This window comes from Bradyrhizobium sp. BTAi1 (genome assembly GCF_000015165.1).
Taxonomy (GTDB): Bacteria; Pseudomonadota; Alphaproteobacteria; order Rhizobiales; family Xanthobacteraceae; genus Bradyrhizobium; species Bradyrhizobium denitrificans.
Genome location: NC_009485.1, coordinates 6,481,306 through 6,507,780 on the forward strand (window position 1 = coordinate 6,481,306; position 26,475 = coordinate 6,507,780).

Consider the following 26,475-nt stretch of genomic DNA (forward strand, 5'->3'; position numbering starts at 1 on the left):
GAATGCGCAGGATCGTGCTGGCCGCTCTCACAATGGGGTCGCTCGCCGCTGCGGGCGTCGCCTTCGCCTTCGACAATGGCCAGTTCGAGAACGTTCCGCCCGATATCCGCGCCTGGTTCAAGAGCGTGATCGCGCCCAACGGCGTGCCATGCTGCGACATCTCCGACGGCCACCGCACGACCTATGATGTCCGCGACGGCACCTATTGGGTGCCGATCGAGGGACGCTGGATGGCGGTGCCGGAGCGCGCCATCATCCGCGACCGCGGCAATCCGGTCGGCGAGGCCGTGGTGTGGTACGTCCACCATCGCGGCGACATCATCATCAGCTGCTTCGTGCCGGCCGACGCCGTCTGAGAGCCGCCCCCGCATCCAAGGAGAAGCGCTTTGAACGACCTCACCCACCCGAACCTCGCCGCGATCTATCCGAGCCCGAACGAGCGTGTGATCGCGAAGGTCCGGCCGGCGCTGGACGTTCACAGTCGGAAGTTCATCGCCTTGTCGCCGTTCTGCGTGATCGCAAGCGCGGGGAAGGATGGCAGCGTCGACGCTTCGCCGCGCGGTGGTCATCCGGGGTTCGTCCATATCGATGGCGACGATCGTCTGATGATGCCGGACCGCCCCGGCAACAACAGACTCGACAGTCTCAGGAACGTGTCGGAAGGATCCGGCCTGGTGCAGCTGATCTTCTTTGTACCGGGACTCAACGAAACCCTGCGGGTCAGCGGCACGGCCGCGCTATCCACCGAGCCTGCCCTGCTCGCGCGGCTCGAGGAGTTCGGCAAGCCGCCGCGCTCCGTGCTCGTGATCGGCGTGCAGGAGGTCTACTTCCATTGCGGCAAGGCGATCATGCGCTCCAAGCTCTGGTCGCAGGAGGCTCAGGTCGCCCGCTCCGCCATGCCGAGCATCAGTGAGATCATTCATGATCAGACCCGGCTCGGCACGCCCGAGCCTCAGCACGTCACCGACGCCCGCTGGCGCGAGCAGCTTTGAGAATGCGATCTGTTTGCATGTGGGCGTCAGCGAGGAGTCATGAACGCTCTTCTATGATGCACATGCGCGCAAAGGCGCGCATGCCTTGACGCAGGTCGACAGTCGCGGAAATGGCAGAAATCAGCTATGATTATGTCATTCTCCGAACTGGAAAACGATCTTCGCAATGCCAACGCCCTTCCGTGTTGCCTGTTATTTGCCGCGCGCCCTGATCGCGAGCGCGCTTGTCCTGTTGGCACTCGGGACGTCACCCGCCAGAGCGGTGGCCGAGGATGTGAAGCTCACCGCCGAGCAGGCACGCAATCTCGGCATCCGCGTCACGCATCCCGTCCCGAGTCCGACCGACAAGACGCTGCCCTATCCGGCACAGATCGTCATCCCCACACCTCAGCTCTGGGTCGTCAGCGCGCCGGTGGCCGGCATGGTCACGAATCTGGCGGTCGGGCGCGGTGACCGCGTCACCACCGGACAACCGCTGCTGACATTGGAGAGTCCGAGCTTCGTCTCGCTGCAACGCGAATATCTACATGCGCTGGCCCAGGAGGTTCTCGCCGCCCAGCAGTTGAAGCGGAACGCCGATCTGTTCGACGGCAAGGCGGTGCCGCAGCGCGTGCTGGAATCGAGCCAGGCCGAAGCACGCCAGGCCAGCATCGTGGTCGCGGAGCGACGGCAGATGTTGCATCTCAGCGGTCTCTCCGACGACGCGATTGCGCGGCTGACCAACGAGGCGGCGATCAGCGCCACCTTGACGGTGAACGCGCCCCAGGCCGCTTCCGTGGTCGAGATCGCGGTGTCGCCCGGCCAGCGGATGGAGCAGTCCGCACCGCTGGTGAAGCTCGCACGGCTGTCGCCGCTCTGGGTCGAGATTGCGATTCCGGCCACGAATATCGGTGCAATCAAGATCGGCGCCAAGGTCGAGATCGACGGCTATCCGACTCCGGGCCGCGTCATCCTGGTGTCCGAGACGACGGACGCCGCCACCCAGACGATCCTCGTCCGGGCCGAGATTCCGAACAATGGCGAATTGCATTCCGGGCAGACTGCAGCCGCGCGCATCGGCTTCATCTCCGCCGGAGAGAGCGCCTGGGAGATTCCGTATAGCGGCCTCGTCCGGCGCGGCGAGCAGACCTCGATCTTCGTCGCGATCGAGGGCGGCTTCCGGCAGGTTCCGGTGACGCTGCTCGCCGAGGATCAGGATCACGTCGTCGTATCAGGTCCGATCACCGAGCAGAACGACGTCGCCGTCGGCGGCATTTCGGCGCTGCGCGGCATTCTCCTGCGGCTGGGGCAATGATGCTGCAGCGCCTCGTCGCCTTCGCGCTGTCGCAACGGCTGTTCGTCCTCCTGAGCGTACTGCTGCTGATCGGCGCCGCCGCCGTGTTCCTGCCGAGCCTGCCGATCGATGCTTTCCCTGACGTCTCGCCGGTTCAGGTCAAGATCATCATGAAGGCGCCCGGTCTCACGCCGGAGGAGGTCGAGCAGCGCGTCACCGTACCGATCGAGCTCGAACTGCTCGGCCTGCCGAACAAGAGGATCCTGCGCTCCACCACGAAATATGCGCTGGCCGACATCACGGTCGATTTCGAGGAGGGCACCGACATCTACTGGGCGCGCAATCAGGTGTCGGAACGGCTCTCGAACATCTCGCGCGACTTCCCCGACGGCGTGAGCGGCGGGCTTGCGCCGATCACGAGCCCGCTCGGCGAGATGTTCATGTTCACGATCGACAGTCCGGAGCTGTCGCTCGCGGAGCGGCGGAGCCTGCTCGACTGGGTGATCCGGCCCGCGCTCCGCACCGTGCCCGGCGTGGCCGATGTCAACGCGCTGGGCGGCCAGGTCCGGGCCTTCGAGATCGTTCCCCGGACGGATGCGCTGGCCGCGCGCGGCATCTCCTACGAGCTGTTTCGCAAGGCGATCGAGGCCAACAGCCGCAACGACGGCGCCGGCCGCGTCAACCAGGGTGAAGACAGTGCGCTGGTGCGCATCGAGGGCAGCATCCGCGGCATCGACGACATCAAGGCCATCGTCGTGGATACGAGGGATGGCATCCCGATTCGCGTCAGCGACGTCGCCCGGGTGCGGATCGGGGCGCTGACCCGCTATGGCGCGGTCACGGCCGACGGCAAGGGCGAGACCGTGGAGGGCCTCGTGCTGGGGCTGCGCGGCGCCAATGCCGGCCAATTGGTGCGCGACGTGCGCGACCGGCTCGAGGAGTTGAAGCCGTCGCTGCCGGCCAGCGTCAGCATCAACGTGTTCTATGACCGCAGCAAGCTGGTCAACCGCGCCGTCGGCACCGTCGTGCGGGCGCTCGGCGAGGCCACGGTCCTGGTCGTCGTGCTGCTGCTGCTGTTCCTCGGCAATTGGCGCGCCTCGCTCGTGATCGCGCTGAGCCTCCCGCTCGCCATCGCGATGGCGCTGCTGGTGATGCGGGCCGTCGGAATGTCGGCCAACCTGATGAGTCTCGGCGGGCTCGCCATCGCGATCGGCATGCTGATCGATGCGCTGGTGGTCGTGGTCGAGAACATCGTCGGCAATCTCGGCAAGCATGATCAGAGCCGAAACGCGCCCTTGGTCCACATCGTGTTCCGCTCCGTCTGCGAGGTCCTGCAGCCGGTGGCCTCCGGCGTCCTGATCATCATCATCGTGTTCGTGCCGCTGCTGACCTTGCAGGGCCTCGAGGGCAAGCTGTTCATCCCGGTCGCGCTGGCCATCATCTTCGCGCTGGCGGCGTCGCTGCTGCTCGCACTGACCGTGATCCCCGTCGCCACCTCCTTCGCGCTCACATCGGCGTCCCACCATGATCCGCTGCTGATCCGCGCAGCCCAGCGGGTCTACGCGCCGGCGCTCGGATGGGCGCTCGGCAATGAGCGCAAGGTCATCCTCGCCGCGATGCTTTGTCTCGTCGCCGCCGGGTACGGCTATACTCGGCTCGGCAAGACCTTCATGCCGACCATGGACGAAGGCGACGTCATCGTGAGCGTCGAAACCCTCCCCTCCGTCAACCTCGATGAATCGCTCGCCATCAATGCCCGGCTGCAGGCCGCCTTGATGAAGGTGCCCGATGTCGCCGGGATCATCGCGCGCACCGGCTCCGACGAGCTCGGCCTGGATCCCATGGGCCCCAATCAGACCGACACCTTCCTGGTGCTCAAGCCGGCGGAGCAGCGGCAGAGCGAAAACCGCGAAGCCCTGCTGCAGAAGCTTCGCGATGTGCTCAGCGATTTTCCAGGCATCTCGCTGAGCTTCACCCAGCCGATCGACATGCGCGTCCAGGAGATGATCAGCGGCGTCCGCGGCGACGTGGCCGTGAAGATCTTCGGTCCCGACATCGCCCAACTCAACGACATCGCCGCCAGGCTTTCGACGATCCTGTCGGGCATCGATGGCGCGGAGGACGTCTATACGACGCTGAACGAGGGGGCGCAGTACTACACGGTCACGGTCAACCGGCTGGAAGCCGGCCGCCTCGGTCTCACCGTCGACTCCATCGCCACCTCCTTGCGCACTCAGATCGAGGGACGGACGATCGGCACCGCGCTGGAAAGCGGCCGCCGCACCCCGATCCTGGTACGCGGCAGCGAAGCGACGCGCGAGGCTCCGACCCTGCTGGCAATGCTGCCGCTCACGCTGGCTGCCGGACAGCATGTCGCCCTGTCGCAGGTCGCGCGCATTCAGCGGGTCGACGGGCCGGTGAAGATCGACCGCGAGGACGGCAATCGCATGAGCGTGGTGCGCAGCAATGTCCGCGGCCGCGACATGGTCGGCTTCGTTCAGGCGGCCCAGCAGAAAGTGGCCGCCGAGCTGCAGCTCCCGGCGGGCTATCGGCTGACCTGGGGCGGGCAGTTCGAGAACCAGCAACGCGCCGCCGCGCGCCTGTCCGTCGTCGTGCCGGTCGCGATCGGGCTGATCTTCGTGCTGCTCTTCACCACCTTCGGCTCCGTTCGCCAGGCCCTGCTGGTGCTCATCAACATTCCCTTCGCCCTGATCGGCGGCGTGTTCGCACTGGTCTCGACCGGCGAATATCTGTCGGTGCCGGCCTCGGTCGGCTTCATCGCACTGCTCGGAATCGCCGTTCTCAACGGCGTCGTGCTGGTCTCTCACTTCAACCAGCTTCGCACGCAGGGGCTGGCGGAGCACCTCATCGTCGTTGAGGGCGCCAAGCGCAGGCTTCGGCCGGTGCTGATGACGGCGAGCATCACCGCGCTCGGACTGGTTCCTCTGTTGTTTGCCTCCGGGCCGGGATCCGAGGTTCAGCGTCCCCTGGCCATCGTCGTGATCGGTGGACTGCTGTCCTCCACCCTGCTCACGCTGATCCTGCTGCCGATTCTGTATCGTCGATACGGCGGGCCGTCCAAGGAGGCGAGATGACCAGCCAATCCGTCTGCCTGACGCTGATTGCCCCGTACGAGCTGCGCGGCGAGCTGTTCGACTATATCGCCGAGCAAACCGATCTGGTCACCGGCTTCACGGCCTCCGAGGTCGCCGGGCATGGCACACGCATCCGGCTGCGCAGCGCTGCGGAGCGGGTCAAGGGACATGCCGACGAAGTCGCAGTGCAGATCGTGCTACAGGACAAAGACTTCGAGCAGCTGCTGGAGCGGCTCAAGAGCGCGTTCGCCGGAACGAAGCTCATCTATTGGGTTGTCCCGGTGAAGACTTTCGGCGTCCTCGACTAAGCCGTTCCGGCCCTCTCCGGAGTGGTCGATTCGGGGCCAGGCGTGTTCGGCCCTGAATCGACCAGCGCCAAGAGCAAGCGCCGGAGGGCGGAGATCAGTGCTCGCTTTCGAGCCCACCCACATGCTTCTGGGTGTAAAGTTCGAGGCCGATGCGGCCGATCAGATCGAGCTGAGTTTCGAGGAAATCGATGTGATGCTCCTCGTCCTTCATCAACTGTTCGAACAGGTCGCGCGAGACGTAGTCCTTCACCCCGTGACAATAGGTTGCGGCCTCCTGGTACAGCGTCCGCGCGGCGATCTCGGCGGCGAGATCGCATTCGATGATCTCCTTGACGTTCTGGCCGATGCGCAGCGGATCGAGCACCTGCATGTTCGGGAAACCGTCGAGAAACAGGATGCGGTCGGTGAACTTGTCGGCGTGCTCCATCTCCTCGATGGATTCCTTGCGCCAGACCTTGGCCATCTCCAGAAGGCCCCAGTTGTTCAGCAGGCGATAGTGCAGCCAATACTGGTTGATGGCAGTCAGCTCGCTGCGCAATCCCTTGTTGAGATATTCGATGACCTTTGGGTCGCCCTGCATAGATAAGCTCCGAAAAAGTTAGAGGCCGCAGGCGCTCAATAACAGGTTCGGAGTGCGGAGACGACTCTGTTCATGCGCATTTTCAGAGCGAAACAGCCGCGTTTACGGGCAAATGCGGATCAGCAGGCAGCCAAGGCGAAGCGGCTTTGAAGGTCGTCATCGGCGGCCTGCACGGAAGCGTGCCCATGACCATGCTGGCAGCCTGTCTGGCAGGCGCGCGCGCAGGGCCCCAGCGCCTCATCAATGATGCTCTTGATCGTGCGTGCACACCGTCCGCATTCCGCGCTGCAGCCAAGGCAGCCATAGACCTGCTTGGGGCTCCGCGGCGTTTCGTCCGCCGACTTCACCGCCTGGCGGATGTCGTGATCACTGATGACGTTGCAGGAACAAACAATCATGAGAAACCGGCCAATCCTCGTTGGTCAGTTATCGATAGTCATCCGCCCCTAGCCGCGCAAAGGGAAAACGGCGCTTTTGAAGCTATTCCAATCTCACGATCAACCTAGAATGGATCCAATGATGCGACTTGCCGCAGATCAAACTGGCAAAGATATTGATGGACGAGGCAGCGCCAGGCTCAATCCCCTCCTCCATCGCCGCCGCCATCTCCACCGCCGCTGTCGCCTCCGCCATCGATTGGATTTCCCATGGCATCGGTCGAGGTATTGAAGAACCAGCTCGACAGACCGGAGCCGTCGGTGCCGCTGTCCGACACGCCGGAGTCGCGTCGGGTATCATTGTCGGCAGGCGAGCGGCGCGCATCCCGGCGCCGATCGGCCCGCACCAGCAGCACGTAACCGAGGGCCGAGGTCAGGCAGACGGCCATGGCGATGGCAATCGGGGTGGTCATGGCCGTCTTGCCCCACCGAGAAATTTTGTGCAATGCAACATTGAACGCATTCCGAATATGGGTCGTCCAACTGGACGAGCCCGTTCATTGATCATTCAAGCGGGATATGTGAATCTGGTGTGTGGCCTGATGCGCCACCTGCCGACCGAGTGAGAAAGGTGAGGTCATGAAGAAGACACTTGCGGCCCTGGCCGCCGTCGCGACGCTGTCGACCGCAGCGTTGGCTCCTGCTCCTGCTGAAGCGCGCAATGGTCGCGTGGCGGCCGGCGTAGCGGCGGGGCTGATCGGCGGCGCCCTGATTGGCGGTGCAATCGCAGCGGGCAGCAATCCCTATTACTACGGGCCCGGCTACACCTATTCTCCCGGCTACTCTTACGGACCCGGCTACTCGTATTACGGTGGCCCGGCCTACGTCGCCGACCCCGGTTATGAGTGCTATTGGCAGCGCCAGCGCTTCTGGGACGGCTATGGCTGGCGGATTCGCCGCGTGCGGGTGTGCGAGTGATCGTTCACCTTCATTAATTCCATGACCTTGCACTGGAATTTCGGATAGCCGTGGCCCGGTCGGCCACAAAAAACCGTTTTTCCGTCGCATGACGTCGGAGAGAGTTTACGAAGGGTTGACGAGTTGTCGTGTTTTCTCACGTCGCTGATGGCCCTTCGTCGAGCGTGCAAATCACCAACCGGGCGCCTTCAGGGGCGCTCCTCCAGGAGATCTCGGAACATGAAGAAGATCCTGACCGCATTGGTTGCGGTTGCGACAATCGCCGGCTCGCTGTCCGTGACCGCCCCGGCCGCAAAGGCCGGCGACGTTGGCGCGGGCGTAGCTGCCGGTCTGATCGGCGGCGCCCTGATCGGCGGAGCGATCGCTTCCAGCCGTCCGGCCTATGGCGGCCCGGTCTATGTCGAAGCTCCCCCGCCGGCTCCGCCGCCGTGCGTGTGGCGCCGTGAGCGCTATTGGGACGGCTATGGCTGGGTGTCTCGCCCGGTTCGTGTCTGCTACTGATTCCTGACGACGCATTTCGATGCGGCACCAGCCCGGCCCCATGGCCGGGCTTTTTGCTGCCGACGTCCAGCCTCTTCGGTGTCCAGCCTTCGCGACGGCCGTCAGCGCGCGGCGTTGATCGCCTGCAACACCGTTTCGCTCGGCCAGCAATCGACCCTCAGGCCGGCCCTCTTCTGGAATGTGCCGAGCGCGGCGCGGGTCTGCATGCCCGCCTTGCCGTCGAGCTTGTCCGCATAGAGGCCCAATCGCGTGAGCCCCTTCTGCATCGCCTCGACATCCTTGCTCCGCAGCTGTTGGGACGCCGACCACGGCGTCGCAAACCCAGCCTGGCTGCTCATGCGGTCGGCGAGATGGCCGACGAATAGCACGTAGAGATCGGAGAAATTGTACTCCTTGATGACAAAGTAGTTCGCCGTCGTCAGGAACGCCGGACCGTAGATGCCCTCGGGCTGCAGCAGCGACGCCGGCTGTTGCTGCTCGGCGGCGCTCAACCGCTGGCCGCGTACCGGAACGAAGCCGGCCCGCAACCAATCGCCGATCGGTTTCTTCACTTCCGGCACGCCCATGGTGCAATCGACATTGGCCGGCGGCTTGACCTCATAGGCCCAGCGCAGTCCGCTTTGCCACCCCTTGTTGGCGAGCTGTTTTGCCGCCGAGCCCAGCGCATCCGGCACGGAGTGCCAGAGATCGACCTTGCCGTCGCCGTCGAGATCGACGCCGTGCTTGTAGTACTCCGACGGCAGAAACTGGGTCAGGCCAACCGCGCCCCCCCATGACGCCCTGAGGTCGCGGCGCGTCACGACACCATCGCTCAGCATCTTCAACGCCATGATGAACTCGGTGCGATACTGGTCCTTGCGCCGGCCGACATAGGCCTGGGTCGCCAGCACGCGCAGCGCGTCATAGGGCAGCGCATAGCGGCCGAAATCGGTCTCGCGGCCCCAGATGGCAAGCACGATCGGACCGGGCACGCCGAAGCGGCGCTCGATCTCGGCGAGCGCCGGACGATATTGCTGGATCAGCTTCTGGCCGTGCGCAGCCAGCCGCGCGATCGAGGCTTCCTTGATGTAGTCGGCCGGCACCTGCACGAATTCGGCCTGGGCGGGAGCCCCTGTCGCAGGGCGGCCAGGCAGCAGCAGGTCCGGGAGCTTGTAGTCGGGCTCCAGCCCGCGCGTCTCGGTTTCGAATGCCGCGCGCGAGACACCCTGCTCCTTGGCTTCGGGCCAGAGCGAGGCGATGAACTGCGTGAAGGCGGCGTCGCCGGCGCGGGCCGGCTGGAACATCCCGAGTAAGAGGACGGCGCACCAGACAAGGCGGCTCTTCATCATCACTGCAGCTTGCCTCCGCGCGCGCCTCGCGCAACCATCCATCCGAGACCGTGTCGATCAGAAGGTCGTCGAATCAGGAGCGACGGTCAATGTTCCTCCCCCAGGCCAACGTTAAACTGGATCCGATCCGGCGCCGGCATCGACCGGATCGCCAGTTTTTCGCCAACGGTGCCTGCCACATTCTGGCTTACGCAGTCCTCGAACGCTATCCGGACCTGGGATTCGTGCGAGATGGATCAGGCCGGCCCCGGGCCATGTGGGAAATCACATTTTTGTCGCGAACGAGCACAACGCCTTCGACTATGACGGCCTGACCACCGAAGACGCGCTGCTGGTACTGATGTTCCGGCGTGCTCGCCGCCTCTTCCCGGGCTGGCAGGCGTCGCTTGCCGATCTGCCAACCGAGATCCTGATCTCGGAATCCGGTTCGCGTCAGGTCGACGGGGTTTGGCTGCGCGATCCCCGGCAGTTCCTTCACGACGCGCCGCCGCGCGCGCGGCGCTTCCTTGATCGACATGGTGATTTGCGACACCGGTTGCGCATGCGAAGCCCTGCCTAATGCCCCGCCGCCTGCTTCGCGTCCTCGATCGCGGCATTCGACAATTTGTCGACCATGGCGATGCCGATCGCGGACAGGATGAACACCGTATGGATGATGGTCTGCCACATCACGCCGGTCTCGGTGTAGGTCGACTTGCCCGATGACAGCGCGCCCGCCTCGATGAACGTCCGCAGCAGATGGATCGACGAGATGCCGATGATCGCCATCGCCAGCTTGATCTTCAGCACGCTGGCATTGACGTGGCTGAGCCATTCCGGCTCGTCGGGATGGCCCTGCAGATTGAGCCGTGACACGAAGGTCTCGTAGCCGCCGACGATCACCATCACGAGCAGGTTCGAGATCATGACGACGTCGATCAAACCGAGCACGGCCAGCATGATCTGCTGCTCGGAGAAGTCGAAGGCGTGGGCGAACAGGTGCCAGAGCTCCTTCAGGAAGAGCACGACATAGACGCCCTGCGCGATGATCAGCCCGACATAGAGCGGCAGCTGCAGCCAGCGCGAGCCGAAGATCAGCATGGGAATGGGGCGCAGCGCTCCGCCCTTGGAGGACAGGGGCGCGTCGGAGGAAGACATGTGAAGAATCTCGCGGCTGAGGGATTGCGGACCACTTATCTACGCAATCGCAGCACGCGGAAAAGCGACAACGGGTCGCAGCCAGGGCGCGACGCTTTGTCTCGCAAGAGACAGCGTCGCGCCTCGCGATATCCTGACGATCAGCGCGTCAGCTTCTTGTACTTGACCCGGTGCGGGATGACGCTGTCCTGGCCGAGTCGGCGCATCTTGTCCTTCTCATAGTCCTGGAAGTTGCCTTCGAACCATTCGACATGGCTGTCGCCCTCGAAGGCCAGCATGTGGGTCGCGATACGGTCGAGGAACCAGCGATCGTGGCTGATGATGACGGCGCAGCCGGCGAAATCCTCCAGCGCCTCTTCGAGCGCGCGCAAGGTGTCGACATCGAGATCGTTGGTCGGCTCGTCGAGCAGCAGGACGTTGGCGCCCGACTTCAGCATCTTCGCGAGATGCACGCGATTGCGCTCACCGCCGGAGAGCGCGCCGACCTTCTTCTGCTGGTCGGCGCCCTTGAAGTTGAAGGACGAGCAATAGCCGCGCGAGTTCACTTCCTTCTTGCCGAGCAGGATCAGCTCGTTGCCGCCGGAGATCTCCTCCCACACCGTCTTGTTGCCGTCGAGCGCATCGCGCGACTGGTCGACATAGCCGAGATGCACGGTCTCGCCGACGGTAATGGTGCCGGCGTCCGGCTTCTCCTGCCCGGTGATCATGCGGAACAGCGTGGTCTTGCCGGCACCGTTCGGGCCGATGACACCGACGATGCCGCCCGGCGGCAGCTTGAAGGTGAGATTGTCGATCAGCAGGCGATCCCCGAAGCTCTTGGTCAGGCCTTCGAAATCGATGACGTTGTTGCCGAGGCGCTCAGCCACGGGAATGATGATCTGCGCGGTCTGGGTCTGCTTCTCGCTGGCCTTCTTGAGCAGCTCTTCGTAGCGCTGGTAGCGCGCCTTGGACTTGGCCTGGCGGGCCTTCGGCGAGGCCGCGATCCACTCCTGCTCGCGGGCCAGGGTGCGCTGATGCGCCGCCTCCTCGCGCCCCTCCTGCTCCAGCCGTTTCTGCTTCTGCTGTAGCCAGGACGAGTAGTTGCCCTCGTAGGGAATGCCCTTGCCGCGATCGAGCTCGAGGATCCAGCTGGTGACGTTGTCGAGGAAGTAGCGGTCGTGGGTGACGATCAGGATCGCGCCGGGATAGTTGCGCAGGTGGCCTTCCAGCCAGGACACCGATTCGGCGTCAAGATGGTTGGTCGGCTCGTCGAGCAGCAGCAGCTCGGGCTGATCGAGCAGCAGCCGGCACAGCGCGACGCGGCGGCGCTCACCGCCGGAGAGCTTGCTGACATCGGCGTCGTCGGCCGGACAGCGCAGCGCGTCCATCGCCTGGTCGACCTTGCTGTCGAGATCCCACAGGCCCTGGGCCTCGATCTCGTCCTGCAGCTTGGTCATTTCGTCGGCGGTTTCCTCGGAATAGTTCATCGCCAGCTCGTTGTAGCGATCGAGGATCGCCTTCTGCTTGGCGACGCCCTGCATGACGTTCTCGCGCACCGAGAGCTTGGGATCGAGCTGCGGCTCCTGCTCAAGATAGCCGACGCGGGCGCCTTCGGCGACCCAGGCCTCGCCGGTGTACTCCTTGTCGATCCCTGCCATGATCTTGAGCAGGGTCGACTTACCCGAGCCGTTGACACCGAGCACGCCGATCTTGGCGTCGGGATAGAAGGACAGATGGATGTTATCGAGCACCTTGCGGGTCGGGTAGGTCTTGGACAGACCCTGCATGAAGTAGACGAACTGGCGCGCCATCGCGTGTCCCTCGGAAAACTGCCGGATTTTTCGGAAAATGGTTGCCGCTGATGTAACCGCGCGGTCCCCAAAGGGCAACCGGCGAGGCAGCCTTGGTCGCAGCGATCACCGGGAGAATTGCGCTCGAAGCGCGGCCGTCCCCGCCTTTGGCCCACGGTCGATTACGGGTTCAACACCATGTGTGCGGCCGATCACGACAATTGCAACCATCTTTTAATTAATTCGGCGGGACACTCGGTCTCGGCGCGCAAGAACCGCGCGCCCAATCGGCAAAAGCCCGAGACGACAACAGCGAGAGCCCGTCATGGCCACCTTCACGTCAGCCTCCCTGTCCGCTTCCGCGGCAGAACGCCGAAACCGCTCCCGTCTCCTGGACGACGTCCGGGGCTTCCTTCGTGAATTCGTCGCCCGCGCCTTCAATCCATACCGGCCGGAACTGCACTATATGCGCGGTCCGGGGCCGGCTTGGCGCGCCAAATATGGCAGCGACGCCGCGTTCCGTCTCAAGACCGACCTCGACTGAGCTGTCGCGCCCGCGGGCGCGGGGCGCGCCTTGCGCCCTCGGCGCTTTGCGCGCAAGCATGTCCATTCTGACGGCGTTCACCGATCACGCCGTTGTCCCGATGAATGGACCTGACGATGACTCGGCTGCGCTGTGCAATTCTCGACGACTATTACGACAAGGCTCTCGCGCTGGCGGATTGGCGCCGGCTCGCCGACAAAGTGGACGTGACGGCCTTCACACATCCCTTCGGCAGCGAGGATGCCGCCGCCGGCGCGCTCGCAGACATCGAGATCGTCTGCGCGATGCGTGAACGAACGCCGTTCCCGCGCGCGCTGATCGAACGCCTGCCGAAGCTGAAGCTCCTGATCACCTCGGGCATGCGCAATGCCGCCATCGACATGGACGCCGCCAAGGGCCGCAGCATCGTGGTCTGCGGCACCCAATATGGCCGCGACCCCACCGCGCCGCTGACGATGGGCCTGATCCTGGAACTGACCCGCAAGATCGGCCAGGAAAACGCGCGCATGCATGCTGGCGCAGCTTGGCAGGCGCTCGGCGGCGTCGAGATTGAGGGCAAGACGCTCGGGATCGTCGGACTTGGCAAGCTCGGCAGCAAGGTCGCGGGGCTCGCCAAGGCGTTCGGCATGAACGTGATGGCATGGAGCCCGAACCTGACGCCCGAACGCTGCCAGGAGGCCGGCGTCGGCTACGCCACGAAGGAGGCGTTGTTCGCAACCGCCGACATCATCACCATCCACGTCGTGCTCAGCGACCGCTCCCGCGGACTGGTCGGCGCAGCGGACATCGCCCGGATGAAACCGAGTGCCTATCTCGTCAACACGTCGCGCGCGCCGATCGTGGACGAGGCGGCCCTGCTCCAGGCCCTGCGTGACAAGCGCATCGCGGGTGCAGCGCTCGACGTATTCACGGTGGAACCGCTTCCGGTGCCGCACCCGCTGCGCGGGCTCGACAACGTCGTGCTCACGCCGCATCTCGGCTATGTCACGGAAGAGAGCTTTCGGGCTCATTACAGCCAGATGGTTGAATGCATCGCCGCCTGGCTCGGCGGGGCCGAGCCGCCGCGCCGGCTCGCCTGACCTCAGCCGCGCCCAGCGCCCCAAAGCAAAACACCCTCCGAGCGGAGGGTGCTTTCGTCAGTTCTGGAAGCGATCTCAGCGGATCGTCACCGGCGGCGGCAACGGCTGAACGGTGGTCGGCTGGTTGCCCGGCACGGCGGCCTGGGCCTGGACCGGAGCCTGCGCCGGACCTGCGGCGGCGGCCGCCATGTTCTTGGCCGAGCCCGGCGGCGGTCCACCGGGCATGACGACCACGCGGGTGCCGACCTTGACGCGATCGAACAGGTCGGAGACGTCATCGTTGAGCATGCCGATGCAGCCCGACGACACGAACTTGCCGATCGTCGACGGCTGGTTGGTGCCATGGATGCGGTACACGGTCGAACCGAGATACATCGCGCGGGCGCCGAGCGGATTGCCCGGGCCACCGGCCATGAAGCGCGGCAGATAAGGCTGGCGCTCGATCATCTCGCTCGGCGGATACCAGTCTGGCCACTCGGTCTTCTTGGTGATCTTCTGCACGCCGGTCCAGGTGAAGCCTTCACGGCCGACACGGACGCCGTAGCGCATCGCGCGGCCATTCCCGAGCACCAGATAGAGGTAGGTGTTGGGGGTATCGACGACGATGGTTCCCGGCGGCTCCTTGGTGACGAAGTCGACCTCCTGGCGGCGCAGATTAGCGGGCAGCGGCGCAGGCGCGGCATCCGGCTGCTCCTCGGGCGGCAGGGCCGCCACGGTCAACGGCCGATCACCCGCCGGAGCCTGCACGGTCCCCGTGACCGCCCCGCTCACGGCACCTGGCGGGCGCGGCGCACCGGCATCGCCACCGGGGGCGCCATTGCCATAGGTGCCATATGCCTGCTGAGCGGACGCGGGACGATCGCCATAGATTACCGGCGGCGGGCCGGCCGGGCGACCGTAACGCGGATCATCCGGAGACATCACCGGGCCGGTCGGAGCCGCGCTATAAACCGGCGCGCTGGCCGGCCGTCCATAACGCGGATCGTCGGGCGACAGGATCGGACCGTTCGGGGCCGCACCATAGACCGGCGCATTGGCGGGACGACCATAGCGCGGATCATCCGGCGACAGAACCGGGCCGGGCGGTGGCAGCGCGGCCGAATTGCCGGGCATGTCCTCGTCGTCGAGCGCGTCGAAATCCGGACCACGGCCGCGGCTGTCAGCCGGGTAAGGGGTCGGCGCGGGCGAATAGGCACCAGGTGCAGTCTGATAGACCTGCTGCGCCCCAGCAAACGTCGTTGCCGTCGCGCCCGCTGCCGCGACCGCGCAAACCGTCAGGATTTGTCTGATCATCATTGCCCTTGCAGTATCCCCAAGCCGCCGATTGGGTCATCTGCTTTGCCAAATGGCCGAAGATAGCGGCGCATTCAAGACATTTTGGGCCAAGTCGGTCCCAGTTCGGCGATTTGTGATCATGTCTCCGTCGTTGCACGGAAGTCTCACGCCGCTGAAAAAGTGCAACGAAGCCGCCGCGAGCCCCACAGATGCCTCGATTTGACGAGCGAGCCGGAACGCTTGCGGTATTGTGAACCTAGCCTGATTCGCGATGCACGGCAGAAGCCGGCCCCGTCGCGAACGCGGCATTCCCTGTGATCACCGCGTTCCCCACTGGCTCGAAGGTCTCGGCGGCTCCCCGCTGCCGCGGCGAGAGTTTTCGTCAATGCTTCCCGGCTTCCGTTTCCTTGTCGCCGCGATCGTCTGCTCCATCTCTCTTACCATCTTCGGCATGGGCGCGGCGGCCCTGTTGCGCGCCGCCCACGAGCAGTTTGCCAGCAACTCGTCATGGCATGCGACTCAGGCGTCGGGCTTCACGACGTTCCTGCCGCCGGCCGAACCCGCTCCGGTTCTGGCCGTGCTGCGGGTCGACCCGCTCCCACCGCAACCGCAGACGCCGCCTGCCACGGTCACCGATACGCCCGCAACGGCAGTGCTGCCGGCCGAACAGCCGAGCGTGCCGCCGGCCGCGGAGACAGTCGAGGTGACCACGACCGCCGAATCACCTGCATTGCCGACGCCCTCCTTGCCCGCGGAGACGGTCGATACGACCGCTGCGACGGTCCTGCCGAAGACGTTGACCACACCGGTTGATCGCATCGAGAGCGCAGCGCCGGATCGCGGCATGGCCGACGACGCTGCGAGGACGGTCGCGGCCGTCGAAAAGCTCGCGGACAAGCCGCGATTGGACACGACTCCGCAAGCAGCCCCGGCCGTTCCGACCGACGCCGTGGCCGCGCCGACATCATCCCCCCAGGTCCTCGCCAGCGCTGATCCGGCGATCACAACGCCGGCCGTTCCCGCGCCCGCGCCAGCAACGCCTGCCGATGATCCGATCGCGGCCAAGCTCGCAGCGCTCGGTGAACAGCCCACCCGCCAGGAGAGGCCAGCAGCCGGCGAGCATCGGGCCTCGGTCAAGGTCGCGAGCGTCCAGCTGCGCCGAAGCATCATGAAGAAGCGTCAGGCCCGCGAGAAGCAGATGGCCGCGCGCCGGGCCAAGCAACGGCGCATCGCGGAGCACGCCCGAGCGGCCCGGCAGGCCGCCGCCCAGCAGGCGCAATTCCCCGATCCGTTCCAGCAACAGCCGGGCTTCGGTCAACCGCCATTCGGTCAACCGCAGACTTTCGGACAGCAGGCGGCAGGACAGCAGGCCGTGGCGCCGCGGACGCGATAAGAGATCTCAGGCCGGGCCGGTGACTACCGGCGGGCCGTTCTCGGCGCCCCATTCAGACCAGGATCCGTCATAGAGCGCGGTGTCGCGTATGCCGAGACGGTACAGCGCCAAGGTCAGCACGGCGGCCGACACGCCAGAGCCGCAAGACGTGACGATCGGCTTCGCCAGGTCCACCCCAGCCGCGCCGAAAGCGCTCCGCAGCTGGTCGAGCGGCTTCATCACGCCGGTGGCCGCGTCGAACAGCTCGGCATAGGGCAGATTGCGGCTGCCCGGAATATGGCCGGACCGCAGGCCCGGCCGCGGCTCGGCCACCGCGCCGGCAAAGCGCGGCGCCGGCCGCGCATCGATCACCTGCTCTGCGCGCTCCGCCAGATTGGCGACCATTTGCTCGATCCTCCGCACCCGCGCCGCGTCGAAGCGCGCGTTGTAGGTGCCGAGCGTAGGCGTGACCTGGCCGCTGTCGATCGGCCGCCCCTCGGCGATCCACTTCTTCAGGCCACCATCCAGGACGCGCACATCCGCGTGGCCGAACGACAGGAACATCCACCAGGCGCGCGGCGCGGCGACCCAGCCGCCGGCGTCATAGACCACCACGATGTCGCCATTGCTGACACCGAGCCGGGCGGCATCACGGCCGAACTGCTCGGCGCTCGGATACATATGCGGCAGCGGGTTGGCATGGTCCGAGACCTCGTCGACATCGAAGAACACGGCGCCGGGGATGTGGGCCTTGAGATAGTCGTCCTTCGGCAGCGGCAGCACGCCGGGCAATTTGAAGGTCGCGTCGAGCACCTTGACCCTGGGATCGCCGAGATGCGCCGCGAGCCAATCGGTCGAGACGAGAGGGTCATTGGGGATGGTCATGGCCTGGGCTCCAACGTCACTTCAATGCGGCGAGGCCGGACCTGATCCGGCGACGCATCTTGTTCAAGCGCTTTGTTCAGGCGATGGACACACGGGTCAAGACCTCGCGCGCGTCCCTGGCGTTCAATCCTTCTTCTTCGGCGCCCACGCCTCGACCGGTCCGCCCGCCTCACGCCAGGCGGCGAAGCCGCCGCCAATGTGGGCGACCGGCTTCAGGCCCATATCCTGCGCAGTCTTGGCCGCCAGCGCCGAGCGCAGGCCGCCCGCGCAATGGAAAATGAAGGTCTTGTCCTGCTGGAAGATCGGCTTGGCATAGGGGCTCTGCGGATCGATCCAGAATTCCAGCATGCCGCGGGTGCAGGAAAATGCGCCGGGGATCCGGCCGTCACGCTCGATCTCGCGCGGGTCGCGGATATCGACGATCACGACATCGTCGCGCTTGGCGGCTTCGATGGCTTCGGCCGCCGAGAGCGTGGCAATCTCGGCATTGGCTTCGTCGAGCAGTACCTTGATGCCGCGGGTAATGGTCTGGGGCATGAGCTTCTTCCTGAACAATCTCAAGCTTTACGGGTTCGGCCGCTGTCGCCCGCCGGAATGCTGGCAATGCCTGGGCCAGCAGAACCTGATTCTACCGCACCAGCTCCTTCATCGCCGCTTCCAATCCCTCGATCGTGATCGGATACATCCGCTCCGAGAAGATGCGGCGAATGATGGTGGTGGACTCCGAATAGTCCCAGTGCTTCTGGGCGACCGGATTGAGCCACACCGTGTGCGGATAGGTGCGGATCACGCGATCGAGCCACACCGAGCCCGGCTCCTCGTTGACATGCTCGACCGAGCCGCCGGGGACCATGATCTCGTAAGGCGACATCGAGGCATCGCCGACGAACACCACCTTGTAGTCGTGCGGATATTTGTGCAGCACGTCCCAGGTCGGCGTGCGGTCGGTGAAACGCCGCTTGTTCTGCTTCCAAACGCCTTCATAAAGGCAATTGTGGAAGTAGAAATATTCCATGTGCTTGAATTCGCTCTTCGCCGCCGAGAACAGCTCTTCGACCTGGGCGATGTGCGAATCCATCGAGCCGCCGATGTCGAAGAACACCAGCACCTTCACCGCATTGCGCCGCTCGGGCCGCAGATGCACGTCGAGATAGCCGTGGTTGGCGGTTTCGCGGATCGTGGTGTCGAGATCGAGTTCATCCGGCGCGCCGGTTCGGGCGAATTTGCGCAGCCGGCGCAGCGCCACCTTGATGTTGCGGATACCAAGCTCGACATTCCCGTCGAGATCCTTGAACTCGCGCCGGTCCCAGACCTTGACGGCCCGGTTGTTGCGGTTCTTCTCCTGGCCGATCCGAACACCTTCGGGATTGTAGCCATAGGCGCCGAAGGGCGAGGTCCCGGCCGTGCCGATCCACTTGTTGCCGCCCTGATGCCGCCCCTTCTGCTCTTCCAGGCGCTTCCTCAGCGTCTCCATGAGCTTGTCCCAGCCCATGGCCTCGATCTCTTTCTTCTCTTCCTCGGTCAGGTATTTCTCGGCCAGCTTCTTCAGCCACTCCTCGGGGATTTCCGCCTTCTCCATCGCGTCCAGCAGGTTCTCCAGCCCCTTGAAGACGGAGCCGAACACGCGATCGAACTTGTCGAGATTGCGCTCGTCCTTCACCAGGGCCGTGCGCGAGAGATAATAGAAATTCTCGACCGAATGCTCAGCGAGATCGGCGTCGATGGCCTCCATCAGCGTGAGATACTCACGCAAGGAGACCGGGACCTGCGCGTCGCGCAGCGCTGTGAAGAATTGCAGGAACATGCCCATTAGATCGCCCGGCCGGGAGGGCGCGTCAAGGGCCGCCCCGACGCCTGCGGCCTGGACCCGCCGGGTTTTTGCTCTACAATCCGTGGAACAACAGGTGGAATGGGGGCTTTCATGAGTATCATTGCCGCGCTGATCATCGGCGCGATCGCGGGTTGGCTGGCCGGCCTGATCGTCCGCGGCGCCGGCTTCGGCCTGATCGGCAATATCGTCGTCGGCATCATCGGCGCACTGGTGGCAGGCTACGTGCTGCCGGCGCTGCATATCACGCTCGCCAGCGGCACGCTGGGGGCGATCCTGGACGCCACGATCGGTGCCGTGATCGTGCTCGTGATCCTCTCTCTGATCCGGCGCGCTTGATTATTTCCGCTTGCAATGGCAGCCATCATATCAAAGCTGCGCGGCGGCAAAGCCGCGTAGCCACTCAACACAAGTTCAACAATAAGCTTTGGATGACAAGCGAGGCGCGATGAAATTTACCGGCACTCAGGATTACGTCGCCACCGACGACCTCAAAGTAGCCGTCAACGCGGCGATCGTGCTCGAGCGCCCGCTCCTGGTGAAGGGGGAGCCGGGGACCGGCAAGACGGTGCTGGCCGAGGAAGTCGCCAAGGCGGTCAACGCGCCGCTGCTCACCTGGCATATCAAGTCGACGACGAAAGCCCAGCAAGGCCTGTATGAATACGACGCGGTGTCGCGCCTGCGCGACAGCCAGCTCGGCGACAGCCGCGTGTCGGACATCAAGAACTACATCAAGCGCGGCAAGCTGTGGGAGGCGTTCACCGCCGAGCAACGCCCGGTGCTCTTGATCGACGAGATCGACAAGGCCGATATCGAGTTTCCGAACGACCTCTTGCTCGAGCTCGACCGGATGGAATTCCACGTCTACGAGACCGGCGAGACCATCAAGGCCAGGCTGCGCCCGATCGTGATCATCACCTCGAACAACGAGAAGGAACTGCCGGACGCGTTTCTGCGCCGCTGCTTCTTCCACTACATCAAATTCCCCGATGCCGACACGATGGGGCGCATCGTCGATGTGCACTTCCCGAACATCAAGAAGCGGCTGGTCGAGGAAGCCTTGCGCATCTTCTTCGAGGTTCGCGACGTGCCCGGCCTGAAGAAGAAGCCGTCAACCTCCGAGCTGCTCGACTGGCTCAAGCTGCTGCTGAACGAGGACATCGGGCCCGAGCAGCTGCGCGAGCGCGATCCGCGCAAGCTGATCCCGCCGCTGCACGGCGCGCTCCTGAAAAACGAGCAGGACGTGCATCTGTTCGAGCGCTTGGCATTTCTGAGCCGGCGCGAGGTTTGACCGCGCGTCAGAGCAGGCGGAAAAGACTCGGGCGGAGCGGATCGTCCCCTCTCTGCCCGCCTTCAGGCCATGCGTCCGAGCGCGCGAATGATGCCGTCGACCGCGATCGGCTTCTCGCAGCGGAGAATGTTCGCGAAGCGGTCGGGAATGACGGACTCATCATATCCCGTCGTGAATATGAAGGGGACGCCCCGCTGGATCAGCAGATCGGCAACCGGGAACGCCATCTCGCCGCGCAGATTCACGTCGAGCACGGCCCCATCGATCCGCGCCTCACGCTTGGCAAGCGCGAGCGCATCCGCGACGGTTCCGACCGGCCCGAGCACCGTTGCGCCGGCATCGCCGATTTCGCAGCGCAGTTCGTCAGCCAGCATATATTCGTCCTCGACGACGAGGATGATGCGATCACGCAGCGGGCGTTCAAGCATGCTCATCGAGCTCCAGCGTGCTGAGCGAAACAGGGATCGAAATCGTGCAGCAGACCCCGTCGGACGCGAATGTGTAGGAGGTTCTCGCGCTGAGCTGATAGGGCAACGCCTGCTCGATCAGTTCGCGCCCCTGTCCCGTGCCGACGGGTCCGGCGCCACGTGGCGGCATGTCGACGCCGCTTTCCCGCCACGCAATATTGAGCCACGGTTTTCCATCGGTGCCGTTGCGCTCCAGCGACCATTGCACCGAAAGCCGGCCCGCAGGTTGCGCGAGCGCACCATATTTGACGGCATTGGTCGCGAGCTCATGCAGCGCCATTGCGAGCATCTGCACGGTGGATGAGCGCAGCCGAACGCCAGCGGGTCCGTCGAGCACGATCCGCTCGGATCCGCCGGCAACAGCCGAGAGCTCAGTGCGGATCAGATCATCGAAGGCGACCCGATCGTGCTCCCCGAGGCGGGACAGCAAGCCCTGGACGCGCGACAAAGCCTCGAGTCGATCGCGGAAGCGGACCCGAAAATCGGACAAATCGGTGCTGGCACGCGCGGTCTTGTCCGCCGTCGAGCGAACGACGCCCAGAAGATTGCGCGTGCGATGCTGCAGTTCGGCGACCAGCACCTTCTGCCGTTCCTCCCATTCGCGCCGCTCCGTCATGTCGACCATCGCGCCGGTCATGCGGATCGGCTGCCCGGCCTCGTCGTAGAAGAAGCGCCCGCGTCCATACAGGTAGCGAATAACTCCGTCCGGATGCACGACGCGAAACTCGCTGACAAACTCCTGGCGCGTCTGCATCGCCTGACGCAGCGCGGCCTCGGCCGCGGGGCGGTCCGCGGGATGGATCCGCGCCGTCCAGGCGTCATAGCTCGGCGTGACCTCGCCGACGCCGTAGCCTTCCATGCGGAAGTGCTCATCCGACCAGTAGACCTCGCCGGTGGTGACGTTCCAATCCCACAGGCCGAGCCGCCCGACTTCCACTGCGCTGCGCAGGCGCTCCTCGCTCTTGCGCAGCTCATGCTCGGCCTGCTTCTGTTCGGTGATCTCACGCGCGGTGCCGAACCACTCGACGATATCGCCGCTGCCGTCGAGCATCGGGATGGCGCGCGAATGCGCCCACCCCAGCGTGCCGTCGGCCCGTATGATGCGATGCTCCAGCTCGAAGATGCTCTTCGCCTCGATCGCGCGTGCGATCGCCGCCATCATCTGCGCCTGATCATCGGGATGAATGTATTTCGCGAGCCAGCGTTGGCTCGGAGCCAGGGTGTGAGGAACGAAATCCTTGCCCTGCAGATAGCGCATCTCCGTCCCGTCCGGACTCATCCGATAGACGATGTCCGAGCTGGCGGTCACGAAGGCACGAAAGAGCTCCGCGCTGGCACGCAGGCTTTCAGTCGCCTCGGCGCGAAGCTGCGCCATCTTGAGATGCGCCTCGACGCGGGCGAGGAGCTCGCTGGCGCTGAACGGTTTGATCAGATAATCGTCCGCGCCGGCCTGCATGCCCTCGACGCGGCTCTCTTCGCCCGCGCGCGCGGACAACAGGATGATCGGAACGGTGCTGACCTTGGGATCGGCGCGCACGCGAGCGAGCAGTTGCATGCCATCGATCCGCGGCATCATCACATCCGACAGAACGAGATCAGGCTTGGCGCGGGCCATGGCGGCAAGCGCCGCCTCGCCGTCCCCGACCGTCTCGACCTCGTAACGCGCTTCGAGCAGCCGGCGAACGTAGTCCCGCATATCGGCATTGTCGTCGGCGAGAAGAATGCGTGCGCGAGCCCCGGTGCGGTCCTGCAAGGGCACATTCTGGACGACATCGGCAACGACATGAGCCTCGAGGGGCGACGCATCCGGCAGCCAGCGCAAGGCCTCCTCGATGAATGGCTGCGCGCCGAGCGGCCCGGTGTTCGGCGCCGCCTTGATCTGTTCGGCCGGCAGATGACTCTTGCCGCAGGGGATGCGGACCGTGAACGTGCTGCCCTGCCCGAGCGAACTCGTCACATCGACCGACCCGGCATGCAATCTTGCGAGCTCCTGCACCAGCGCGAGGCCGATCCCCGATCCTTCATGCGTGCGGCCGCGGGCATCCGCGACACGATGGAAGCGCTCGAACAGCTTCGGCAGCTCATCTTGCGGAATCCCGGTCCCGGTGTCCCGGATGCTGAGCTCGAAATTGCCTTGGGAAACAATCAGCCTGACCTCGATCTCGCCTGAAGAGGTGAACTTGAACGCGTTAGAGAGCAGATTGAGGACAATCTTCTCCCACATCTCCCGATCGACATAGGCCGGCTCCGGCAATGGCGGACAATCGACGATCAGCTTCAGGCCAGCGCTCTCGACCGCCGAGCGGAACACGCCGGCCAGATCGGCAGTCAAGCGTGCGAGGTCGGTCGGCGCATAGGCTCCCTGCGCTCGGCCGGCCTCGATACGGGAGAAATCCAACAGCGTGTTGACCAGCTTGAGCAGGCGCAGCGCATTACGCTGAGCGACCTCCAGTCGCTCTCGATCCTCCAGCGAGAGTGCCGGGGATCGCGTCAGGACATCCTCGAGCGGCCCCAGCATCAGCGTCAGCGGGGTGCGAAACTCGTGGCTGACATTGGCAAAGAACTCGGTCTTCGCCCGATCGATCTCGGCGAGCGCCTTCGCGCGACGCCGCTCCTCTTCGTAGGCGAGCGTCTCGGCAAACGAGCTGGCGAGCTGCGTGGCCATCAACTCAAAGAAGCTCTGATGCTCGGCGTCGAGCGCACGGCGCGGATTGACGCCGCAGATCAGAACCGCGGTGGCGCGCTCGCGCCCGGTCGCGACCGGCAAGGCCAGCGCCAGTTGCGGCGGCTCTGGCCAGACGCCGGCGGGGACAGACATGGTCGCATGATCGAGCGCGACGCGGATCGGCGCCGCGGCGCCCAAGGCGGCGCGGATCGGCCATGGCGAGCCGTCTGCGGCCGCGAGATCAATCTGCCACGGAGCCATGCTGCTGCCGGGCTGCACACCGGCGGCGCCGAGCAGCCGCGCAGAGTGTCCATCCTCGCTCGGCTGATAGATCAGCGCAAAGGGGACATCATGCCGGTTCTCCGCAAGAACCTCGGCGACCCCTTGACCAGCCTCTTGCAGGCTGTCGGCGCGCCCGCGTGCTGCCAGGTCGCGCAAGGTCCGCATGCGGCGCTCGCCCACCACTTTGGCAGTGGTCTCGATGACTGGCGTGAAAATCCCACCGACGCCGCCGCTCTCATCGCGAATCGGCGAATAAGAGAACGAGAAGTAGGTCTCCTCGAGGTAGCCGTGGCGGTCCATGAACAGCGGCAAATCGCGCGAGCGGGTCGCCTCGCCGCGGGCGATCACCTGCCGCAGCATCGGGCCGATGACCTCCCAGATCTCGGGCCATACCGCACGGCCGGGAGCGCCGAGCGCGGCGGGATGTTTCTGCGAGCCGAGGATCGGACGGTACTCGTCGTTGTAGAGCATGACGAGCTCGGGTCCCCACCAGATCAGGATCGGGAACGCACAGTCGAGGCAGGTGCTGACGGTGGTCCGCAGCGATTGGGGCCAGAACTCCGGCAGGCCGAGCGGCGTTCGGGACCAGTCATGGACGCGCATCAGCGCGCCCATCTCGCCGCCTCCCTGAAGGAAATCTGCTCCGGGCACGCTCGGCCGAAACGCGGCGCGCCCGGCGCCCGGATGCTCGTTCACACGGTGCCCCTTTCAGCCGCAGCGTAGCGCGAACCGCAGCAGCACGCCAAGCGGGCGCTCTCCGCCACCAACAATCCGTTCATCATCGAACTCGCTCGGCTTCAAGAAGTTCCCGGTTCGGGAACCATCCACAGGCACCATCGAATACGGGACAACCCGCTGCTGCGGCTCGACGGGCTGGCTCGGGCTTGTTATGCGGCCCGTCCGCGAGATGCGCGTTTGAGTCGGGGCACATGACCATTGCGATCGAGATGGGGCAGACGGCGGCGGGATCGCCTGCCGCCCTGGACCTCGAGGAACTGCTGGCGACCCGCCTCCTCGTCCAAGGCAATTCCGGCTCCGGCAAGTCGCACCTGCTGCGCCGGTTGCTGGAACAGAGCGCGCCCTGGGTGCAGCAGACCATCATCGATCCCGAAGGCGATTTCGTCACCTTGGCCGAGCGCTTCGGCCATCTCGTGATCGAGGCCGAGGACCACACCGAGCGCGCGCTGCAGGTGGCCGGCGAGCGGGCGCGCATTCATCGCGTCTCGACCGTGCTCAACCTCGAAGGTCTTGACGCGGAAAACCAGATGCGGCGCGCTGCGGCCTTCCTCAACGGCCTGTTCGAGATCGGTCGGGACCATTGGTACCCGATGCTGGTCGTCGTCGACGAAGCCCAGCTGTTCGCCCCCGCGGTGGCCGGCGAGGTCTCCGACGAGGCGCGCAAGGCCTCGCTCGGCGCCATGACCAACCTGATGTGCCGCGGCCGCAAGCGCGGGCTGGCCGGGGTGATCGCGACGCAGCGGCTGGCCAAGCTCGCCAAGAACGTCGCGGCCGAGGCCTCGAACTTCCTGATGGGCCGCACCTTCCTCGACATCGACATGGCCCGCGCCGCCGACCTGCTCGGCATGGAGCGGCGCCAGGCCGAGGCGTTCCGCGACCTCGAGCGCGGCCAGTTCATGGCGCTCGGTCCCGCACTGTCACGCCGGCCGCTCGGCCTGCGCATCGGCCCGACCGAGACCAAGCCGCGCAACGCGACGCCGCGGCTGACGCCGCTGCCGGAGGCCTCGCTCGAGGACGCCCGCGCCGTCATCCTGGCGGCGCCGCCGCCCGAGACCACCGCGCGTCCGCAGCGCAAGCCGCAGCCCGAGCTGCTCGACCAGCTGATCGCGGCGAAGTCCGCCGCGCTCGAGTTCCGGCCCGAGCCGCCGGCCCCGGAGGTCAGCGAGGAGGAGCTCGCCGAGCGCCGGGCCCGCGTCGAGCGCGTGCTGCGCGCGGTGCTGGCCGAGCCCGACGCCGGCTTCCGCGCCGTCGGCGTACTCTACCAGGAATTCGTCGTCCGCTGCCGCATCGAGGGACTCGGCACCGCCGTGCCCGATCTCAATGACTTCCGCCGCATGCTGACCCGCGCCCGCGCCGGCCTCGGCGGCGACGAAACGGCCGACGACGCCGGCTGGCAGGACGTCACCTTGCGCGCCTCGCTGCTGCCTGAGGACATGCAGGGCGTTTTCATGATGATCGCCCGCGCTGCCAAGGACGGCCGCCCGTGCCCGAGCGACGCCGCGATCGCCCGCGCCTATGGCTCGCATTCGCTGCGCCGGGCCCAGCGCCTGCTGACCTATATCGAGGACCAGGGCCTCATCGTCTGCCAGCTCGACGGCGCCGGCCGCCGCATCGTCACTCTGGTCGAGCTCGCCTGGGCAACAGCGCCCGGCGATCCCAATGCCGCCGACGATCCGGCCGCCGAAGGCCTCGTCGCCTCGTCGTGAGGATG

The 26,475-nt window shown here is 65.4% G+C and carries 26 protein-coding genes; 14 read left to right on the plus strand and 12 right to left on the minus strand.

The annotated features are described in order from the left end of the window. Nucleotides 1-2: 2 nt before the first annotated feature. The 5 genes from BBTA_RS29215 to BBTA_RS29235 all read left to right on the plus strand — a co-directional run bounded on the left by BBTA_RS29215 (nucleotide 3) and on the right by BBTA_RS29235 (nucleotide 5,668). On the plus strand, nucleotides 3-356 hold the full coding sequence (locus tag BBTA_RS29215; RefSeq protein WP_012046108.1) for a hypothetical protein: 354 nt from the start codon (nucleotides 3-5) through the stop codon (nucleotides 354-356). Nucleotides 357-386: 30 nt separating this feature from the next. Next, entirely contained in the window at nucleotides 387-992 is a 606-nt protein-coding gene (locus BBTA_RS29220; protein WP_012046109.1) for a pyridoxamine 5'-phosphate oxidase family protein, read from the plus strand. A 166-nt stretch (nucleotides 993-1,158) separates the two neighbouring features. Further along, nucleotides 1,159-2,286: an efflux RND transporter periplasmic adaptor subunit gene (locus tag BBTA_RS29225; protein ID WP_012046110.1), complete on the plus strand. Its 1,128-nt coding sequence runs from the start codon at nucleotides 1,159-1,161 to the stop codon at nucleotides 2,284-2,286. Next, complete coding sequence (locus tag BBTA_RS29230) at nucleotides 2,283-5,360, plus strand: efflux RND transporter permease subunit (RefSeq protein ID WP_012046111.1); 3,078 nt, start codon at nucleotides 2,283-2,285, stop codon at nucleotides 5,358-5,360. Before BBTA_RS29225 ends, BBTA_RS29230 begins: the two co-directional genes overlap by 4 nt. Further along, the gene (locus tag BBTA_RS29235; RefSeq protein ID WP_012046112.1) at nucleotides 5,357-5,668 is read left to right on the plus strand and encodes a DUF3240 family protein; all 312 of its coding nucleotides are present in this window, start codon (nucleotides 5,357-5,359) and stop codon (nucleotides 5,666-5,668) included. Before BBTA_RS29230 ends, BBTA_RS29235 begins: the two co-directional genes overlap by 4 nt. A 94-nt stretch (nucleotides 5,669-5,762) precedes the next feature. On the opposite strand, the gene bfr is transcribed toward BBTA_RS29235, so the two are convergent. The 3 genes from bfr to BBTA_RS29250 form a co-directional block, all read right to left on the minus strand. After that, nucleotides 5,763-6,248, minus strand: a complete 486-nt coding sequence (gene bfr / locus BBTA_RS29240; protein ID WP_008964970.1) for a bacterioferritin — start codon at nucleotides 6,246-6,248, stop codon at nucleotides 5,763-5,765. Between the two features lie 119 nt (nucleotides 6,249-6,367). Next, nucleotides 6,368-6,646 (minus strand): bacterioferritin-associated ferredoxin, encoded by a 279-nt coding sequence (locus tag BBTA_RS29245; protein ID WP_012046113.1) that lies wholly within the window; start codon nucleotides 6,644-6,646, stop codon nucleotides 6,368-6,370. A gap of 179 nt (nucleotides 6,647-6,825) precedes the next feature. Then, entirely contained in the window at nucleotides 6,826-7,098 is a 273-nt protein-coding gene (locus BBTA_RS29250; protein WP_012046114.1) for a hypothetical protein, read from the minus strand. Between the two features lie 166 nt (nucleotides 7,099-7,264). On the opposite strand from BBTA_RS29250, the gene BBTA_RS29255 reads away from it, so the two are divergent. Both BBTA_RS29255 and BBTA_RS29260 read left to right on the plus strand, forming a co-directional pair. Then, nucleotides 7,265-7,603, plus strand: a complete 339-nt coding sequence (locus tag BBTA_RS29255; RefSeq protein WP_012046115.1) for a hypothetical protein — start codon at nucleotides 7,265-7,267, stop codon at nucleotides 7,601-7,603. Nucleotides 7,604-7,822: 219 nt separating this feature from the next. Beyond that, complete coding sequence (locus BBTA_RS29260) at nucleotides 7,823-8,104, plus strand: hypothetical protein (protein ID WP_012046116.1); 282 nt, start codon at nucleotides 7,823-7,825, stop codon at nucleotides 8,102-8,104. 101 nt (nucleotides 8,105-8,205) lie between these two features. On the opposite strand, the gene BBTA_RS29265 is transcribed toward BBTA_RS29260, so the two are convergent. Beyond that, nucleotides 8,206-9,432, minus strand: coding sequence for a lytic murein transglycosylase (locus BBTA_RS29265; protein WP_201767740.1), 1,227 nt, complete (start codon nucleotides 9,430-9,432; stop codon nucleotides 8,206-8,208). A gap of 256 nt (nucleotides 9,433-9,688) precedes the next feature. On the opposite strand from BBTA_RS29265, the gene BBTA_RS41455 reads away from it, so the two are divergent. After that, nucleotides 9,689-9,991 (plus strand): hypothetical protein, encoded by a 303-nt coding sequence (locus BBTA_RS41455; protein WP_244424189.1) that lies wholly within the window; start codon nucleotides 9,689-9,691, stop codon nucleotides 9,989-9,991. Here BBTA_RS41455 and BBTA_RS29275 read toward each other — a convergent pair. Together BBTA_RS29275 and ettA are read right to left on the minus strand one after the other, a co-directional pair. Further along, entirely contained in the window at nucleotides 9,988-10,569 is a 582-nt protein-coding gene (locus BBTA_RS29275; protein ID WP_012046118.1) for a TIGR00645 family protein, read from the minus strand. The genes BBTA_RS41455 and BBTA_RS29275 overlap by 4 nt on opposite strands. 140 nt (nucleotides 10,570-10,709) lie before the next feature. After that, entirely contained in the window at nucleotides 10,710-12,359 is a 1,650-nt protein-coding gene (gene ettA / locus BBTA_RS29280) for an energy-dependent translational throttle protein EttA (RefSeq protein ID WP_012046119.1), read from the minus strand. 304 nt (nucleotides 12,360-12,663) lie between these two features. On the opposite strand from ettA, the gene BBTA_RS29285 reads away from it, so the two are divergent. Then, nucleotides 12,664-12,882 (plus strand): hypothetical protein, encoded by a 219-nt coding sequence (locus BBTA_RS29285; protein WP_012046120.1) that lies wholly within the window; start codon nucleotides 12,664-12,666, stop codon nucleotides 12,880-12,882. Nucleotides 12,883-12,998: 116 nt separating this feature from the next. Then, on the plus strand, nucleotides 12,999-13,961 hold the full coding sequence (locus tag BBTA_RS29290) for a D-2-hydroxyacid dehydrogenase family protein (RefSeq protein ID WP_012046121.1): 963 nt from the start codon (nucleotides 12,999-13,001) through the stop codon (nucleotides 13,959-13,961). A 75-nt stretch (nucleotides 13,962-14,036) separates the two neighbouring features. Here the strand turns inward: BBTA_RS29290 and BBTA_RS29295 are convergent, their stop codons facing one another. Then, nucleotides 14,037-15,257 (minus strand): L,D-transpeptidase, encoded by a 1,221-nt coding sequence (locus BBTA_RS29295; protein ID WP_041750962.1) that lies wholly within the window; start codon nucleotides 15,255-15,257, stop codon nucleotides 14,037-14,039. Nucleotides 15,258-15,621: 364 nt separating this feature from the next. Here BBTA_RS29295 and BBTA_RS29300 point away from each other — a divergent pair, with 364 nt between their 5' ends. Continuing rightward, on the plus strand, nucleotides 15,622-16,629 hold the full coding sequence (locus BBTA_RS29300; RefSeq protein WP_012046123.1) for a hypothetical protein: 1,008 nt from the start codon (nucleotides 15,622-15,624) through the stop codon (nucleotides 16,627-16,629). Nucleotides 16,630-16,635: 6 nt separating this feature from the next. Here BBTA_RS29300 and sseA read toward each other — a convergent pair whose 3' ends face one another. From sseA to BBTA_RS29315, 3 genes are all read right to left on the minus strand, one after another. After that, complete coding sequence (gene sseA / locus BBTA_RS29305) at nucleotides 16,636-17,493, minus strand: 3-mercaptopyruvate sulfurtransferase (protein ID WP_012046124.1); 858 nt, start codon at nucleotides 17,491-17,493, stop codon at nucleotides 16,636-16,638. A 123-nt stretch (nucleotides 17,494-17,616) separates the two neighbouring features. Then, nucleotides 17,617-18,030, minus strand: a complete 414-nt coding sequence (locus tag BBTA_RS29310; protein WP_012046125.1) for a rhodanese-like domain-containing protein — start codon at nucleotides 18,028-18,030, stop codon at nucleotides 17,617-17,619. 91 nt (nucleotides 18,031-18,121) lie between these two features. Beyond that, complete coding sequence (locus tag BBTA_RS29315) at nucleotides 18,122-19,297, minus strand: VWA domain-containing protein (RefSeq protein WP_012046126.1); 1,176 nt, start codon at nucleotides 19,295-19,297, stop codon at nucleotides 18,122-18,124. A 117-nt stretch (nucleotides 19,298-19,414) separates the two neighbouring features. On the opposite strand from BBTA_RS29315, the gene BBTA_RS29320 reads away from it, so the two are divergent. Together BBTA_RS29320 and BBTA_RS29325 are read left to right on the plus strand one after the other, a co-directional pair. After that, nucleotides 19,415-19,660 (plus strand): GlsB/YeaQ/YmgE family stress response membrane protein, encoded by a 246-nt coding sequence (locus tag BBTA_RS29320; protein WP_012046127.1) that lies wholly within the window; start codon nucleotides 19,415-19,417, stop codon nucleotides 19,658-19,660. Nucleotides 19,661-19,769: 109 nt separating this feature from the next. After that, nucleotides 19,770-20,612: a MoxR family ATPase gene (locus BBTA_RS29325; RefSeq protein WP_012046128.1), complete on the plus strand. Its 843-nt coding sequence runs from the start codon at nucleotides 19,770-19,772 to the stop codon at nucleotides 20,610-20,612. 62 nt (nucleotides 20,613-20,674) lie between these two features. Here the strand turns inward: BBTA_RS29325 and BBTA_RS29330 are convergent, their stop codons facing one another. Continuing rightward, nucleotides 20,675-21,040, minus strand: a complete 366-nt coding sequence (locus tag BBTA_RS29330; protein WP_012046129.1) for a response regulator — start codon at nucleotides 21,038-21,040, stop codon at nucleotides 20,675-20,677. Then, nucleotides 21,033-24,722 carry a PAS domain-containing protein gene (locus BBTA_RS29335; protein WP_049795409.1) on the minus strand — a complete coding sequence of 1,230 codons (3,690 nt, stop codon included), beginning with the start codon at nucleotides 24,720-24,722 and terminating at the stop codon, nucleotides 21,033-21,035. Before BBTA_RS29335 ends, BBTA_RS29330 begins: the two co-directional genes overlap by 8 nt. 233 nt (nucleotides 24,723-24,955) lie before the next feature. Between BBTA_RS29335 and BBTA_RS29340 the strand changes: the two genes are divergently transcribed. Beyond that, nucleotides 24,956-26,470, plus strand: a complete 1,515-nt coding sequence (locus BBTA_RS29340) for an ATP-binding protein (RefSeq protein ID WP_012046131.1) — start codon at nucleotides 24,956-24,958, stop codon at nucleotides 26,468-26,470. Nucleotides 26,471-26,475: the final 5 nt, after the last annotated feature.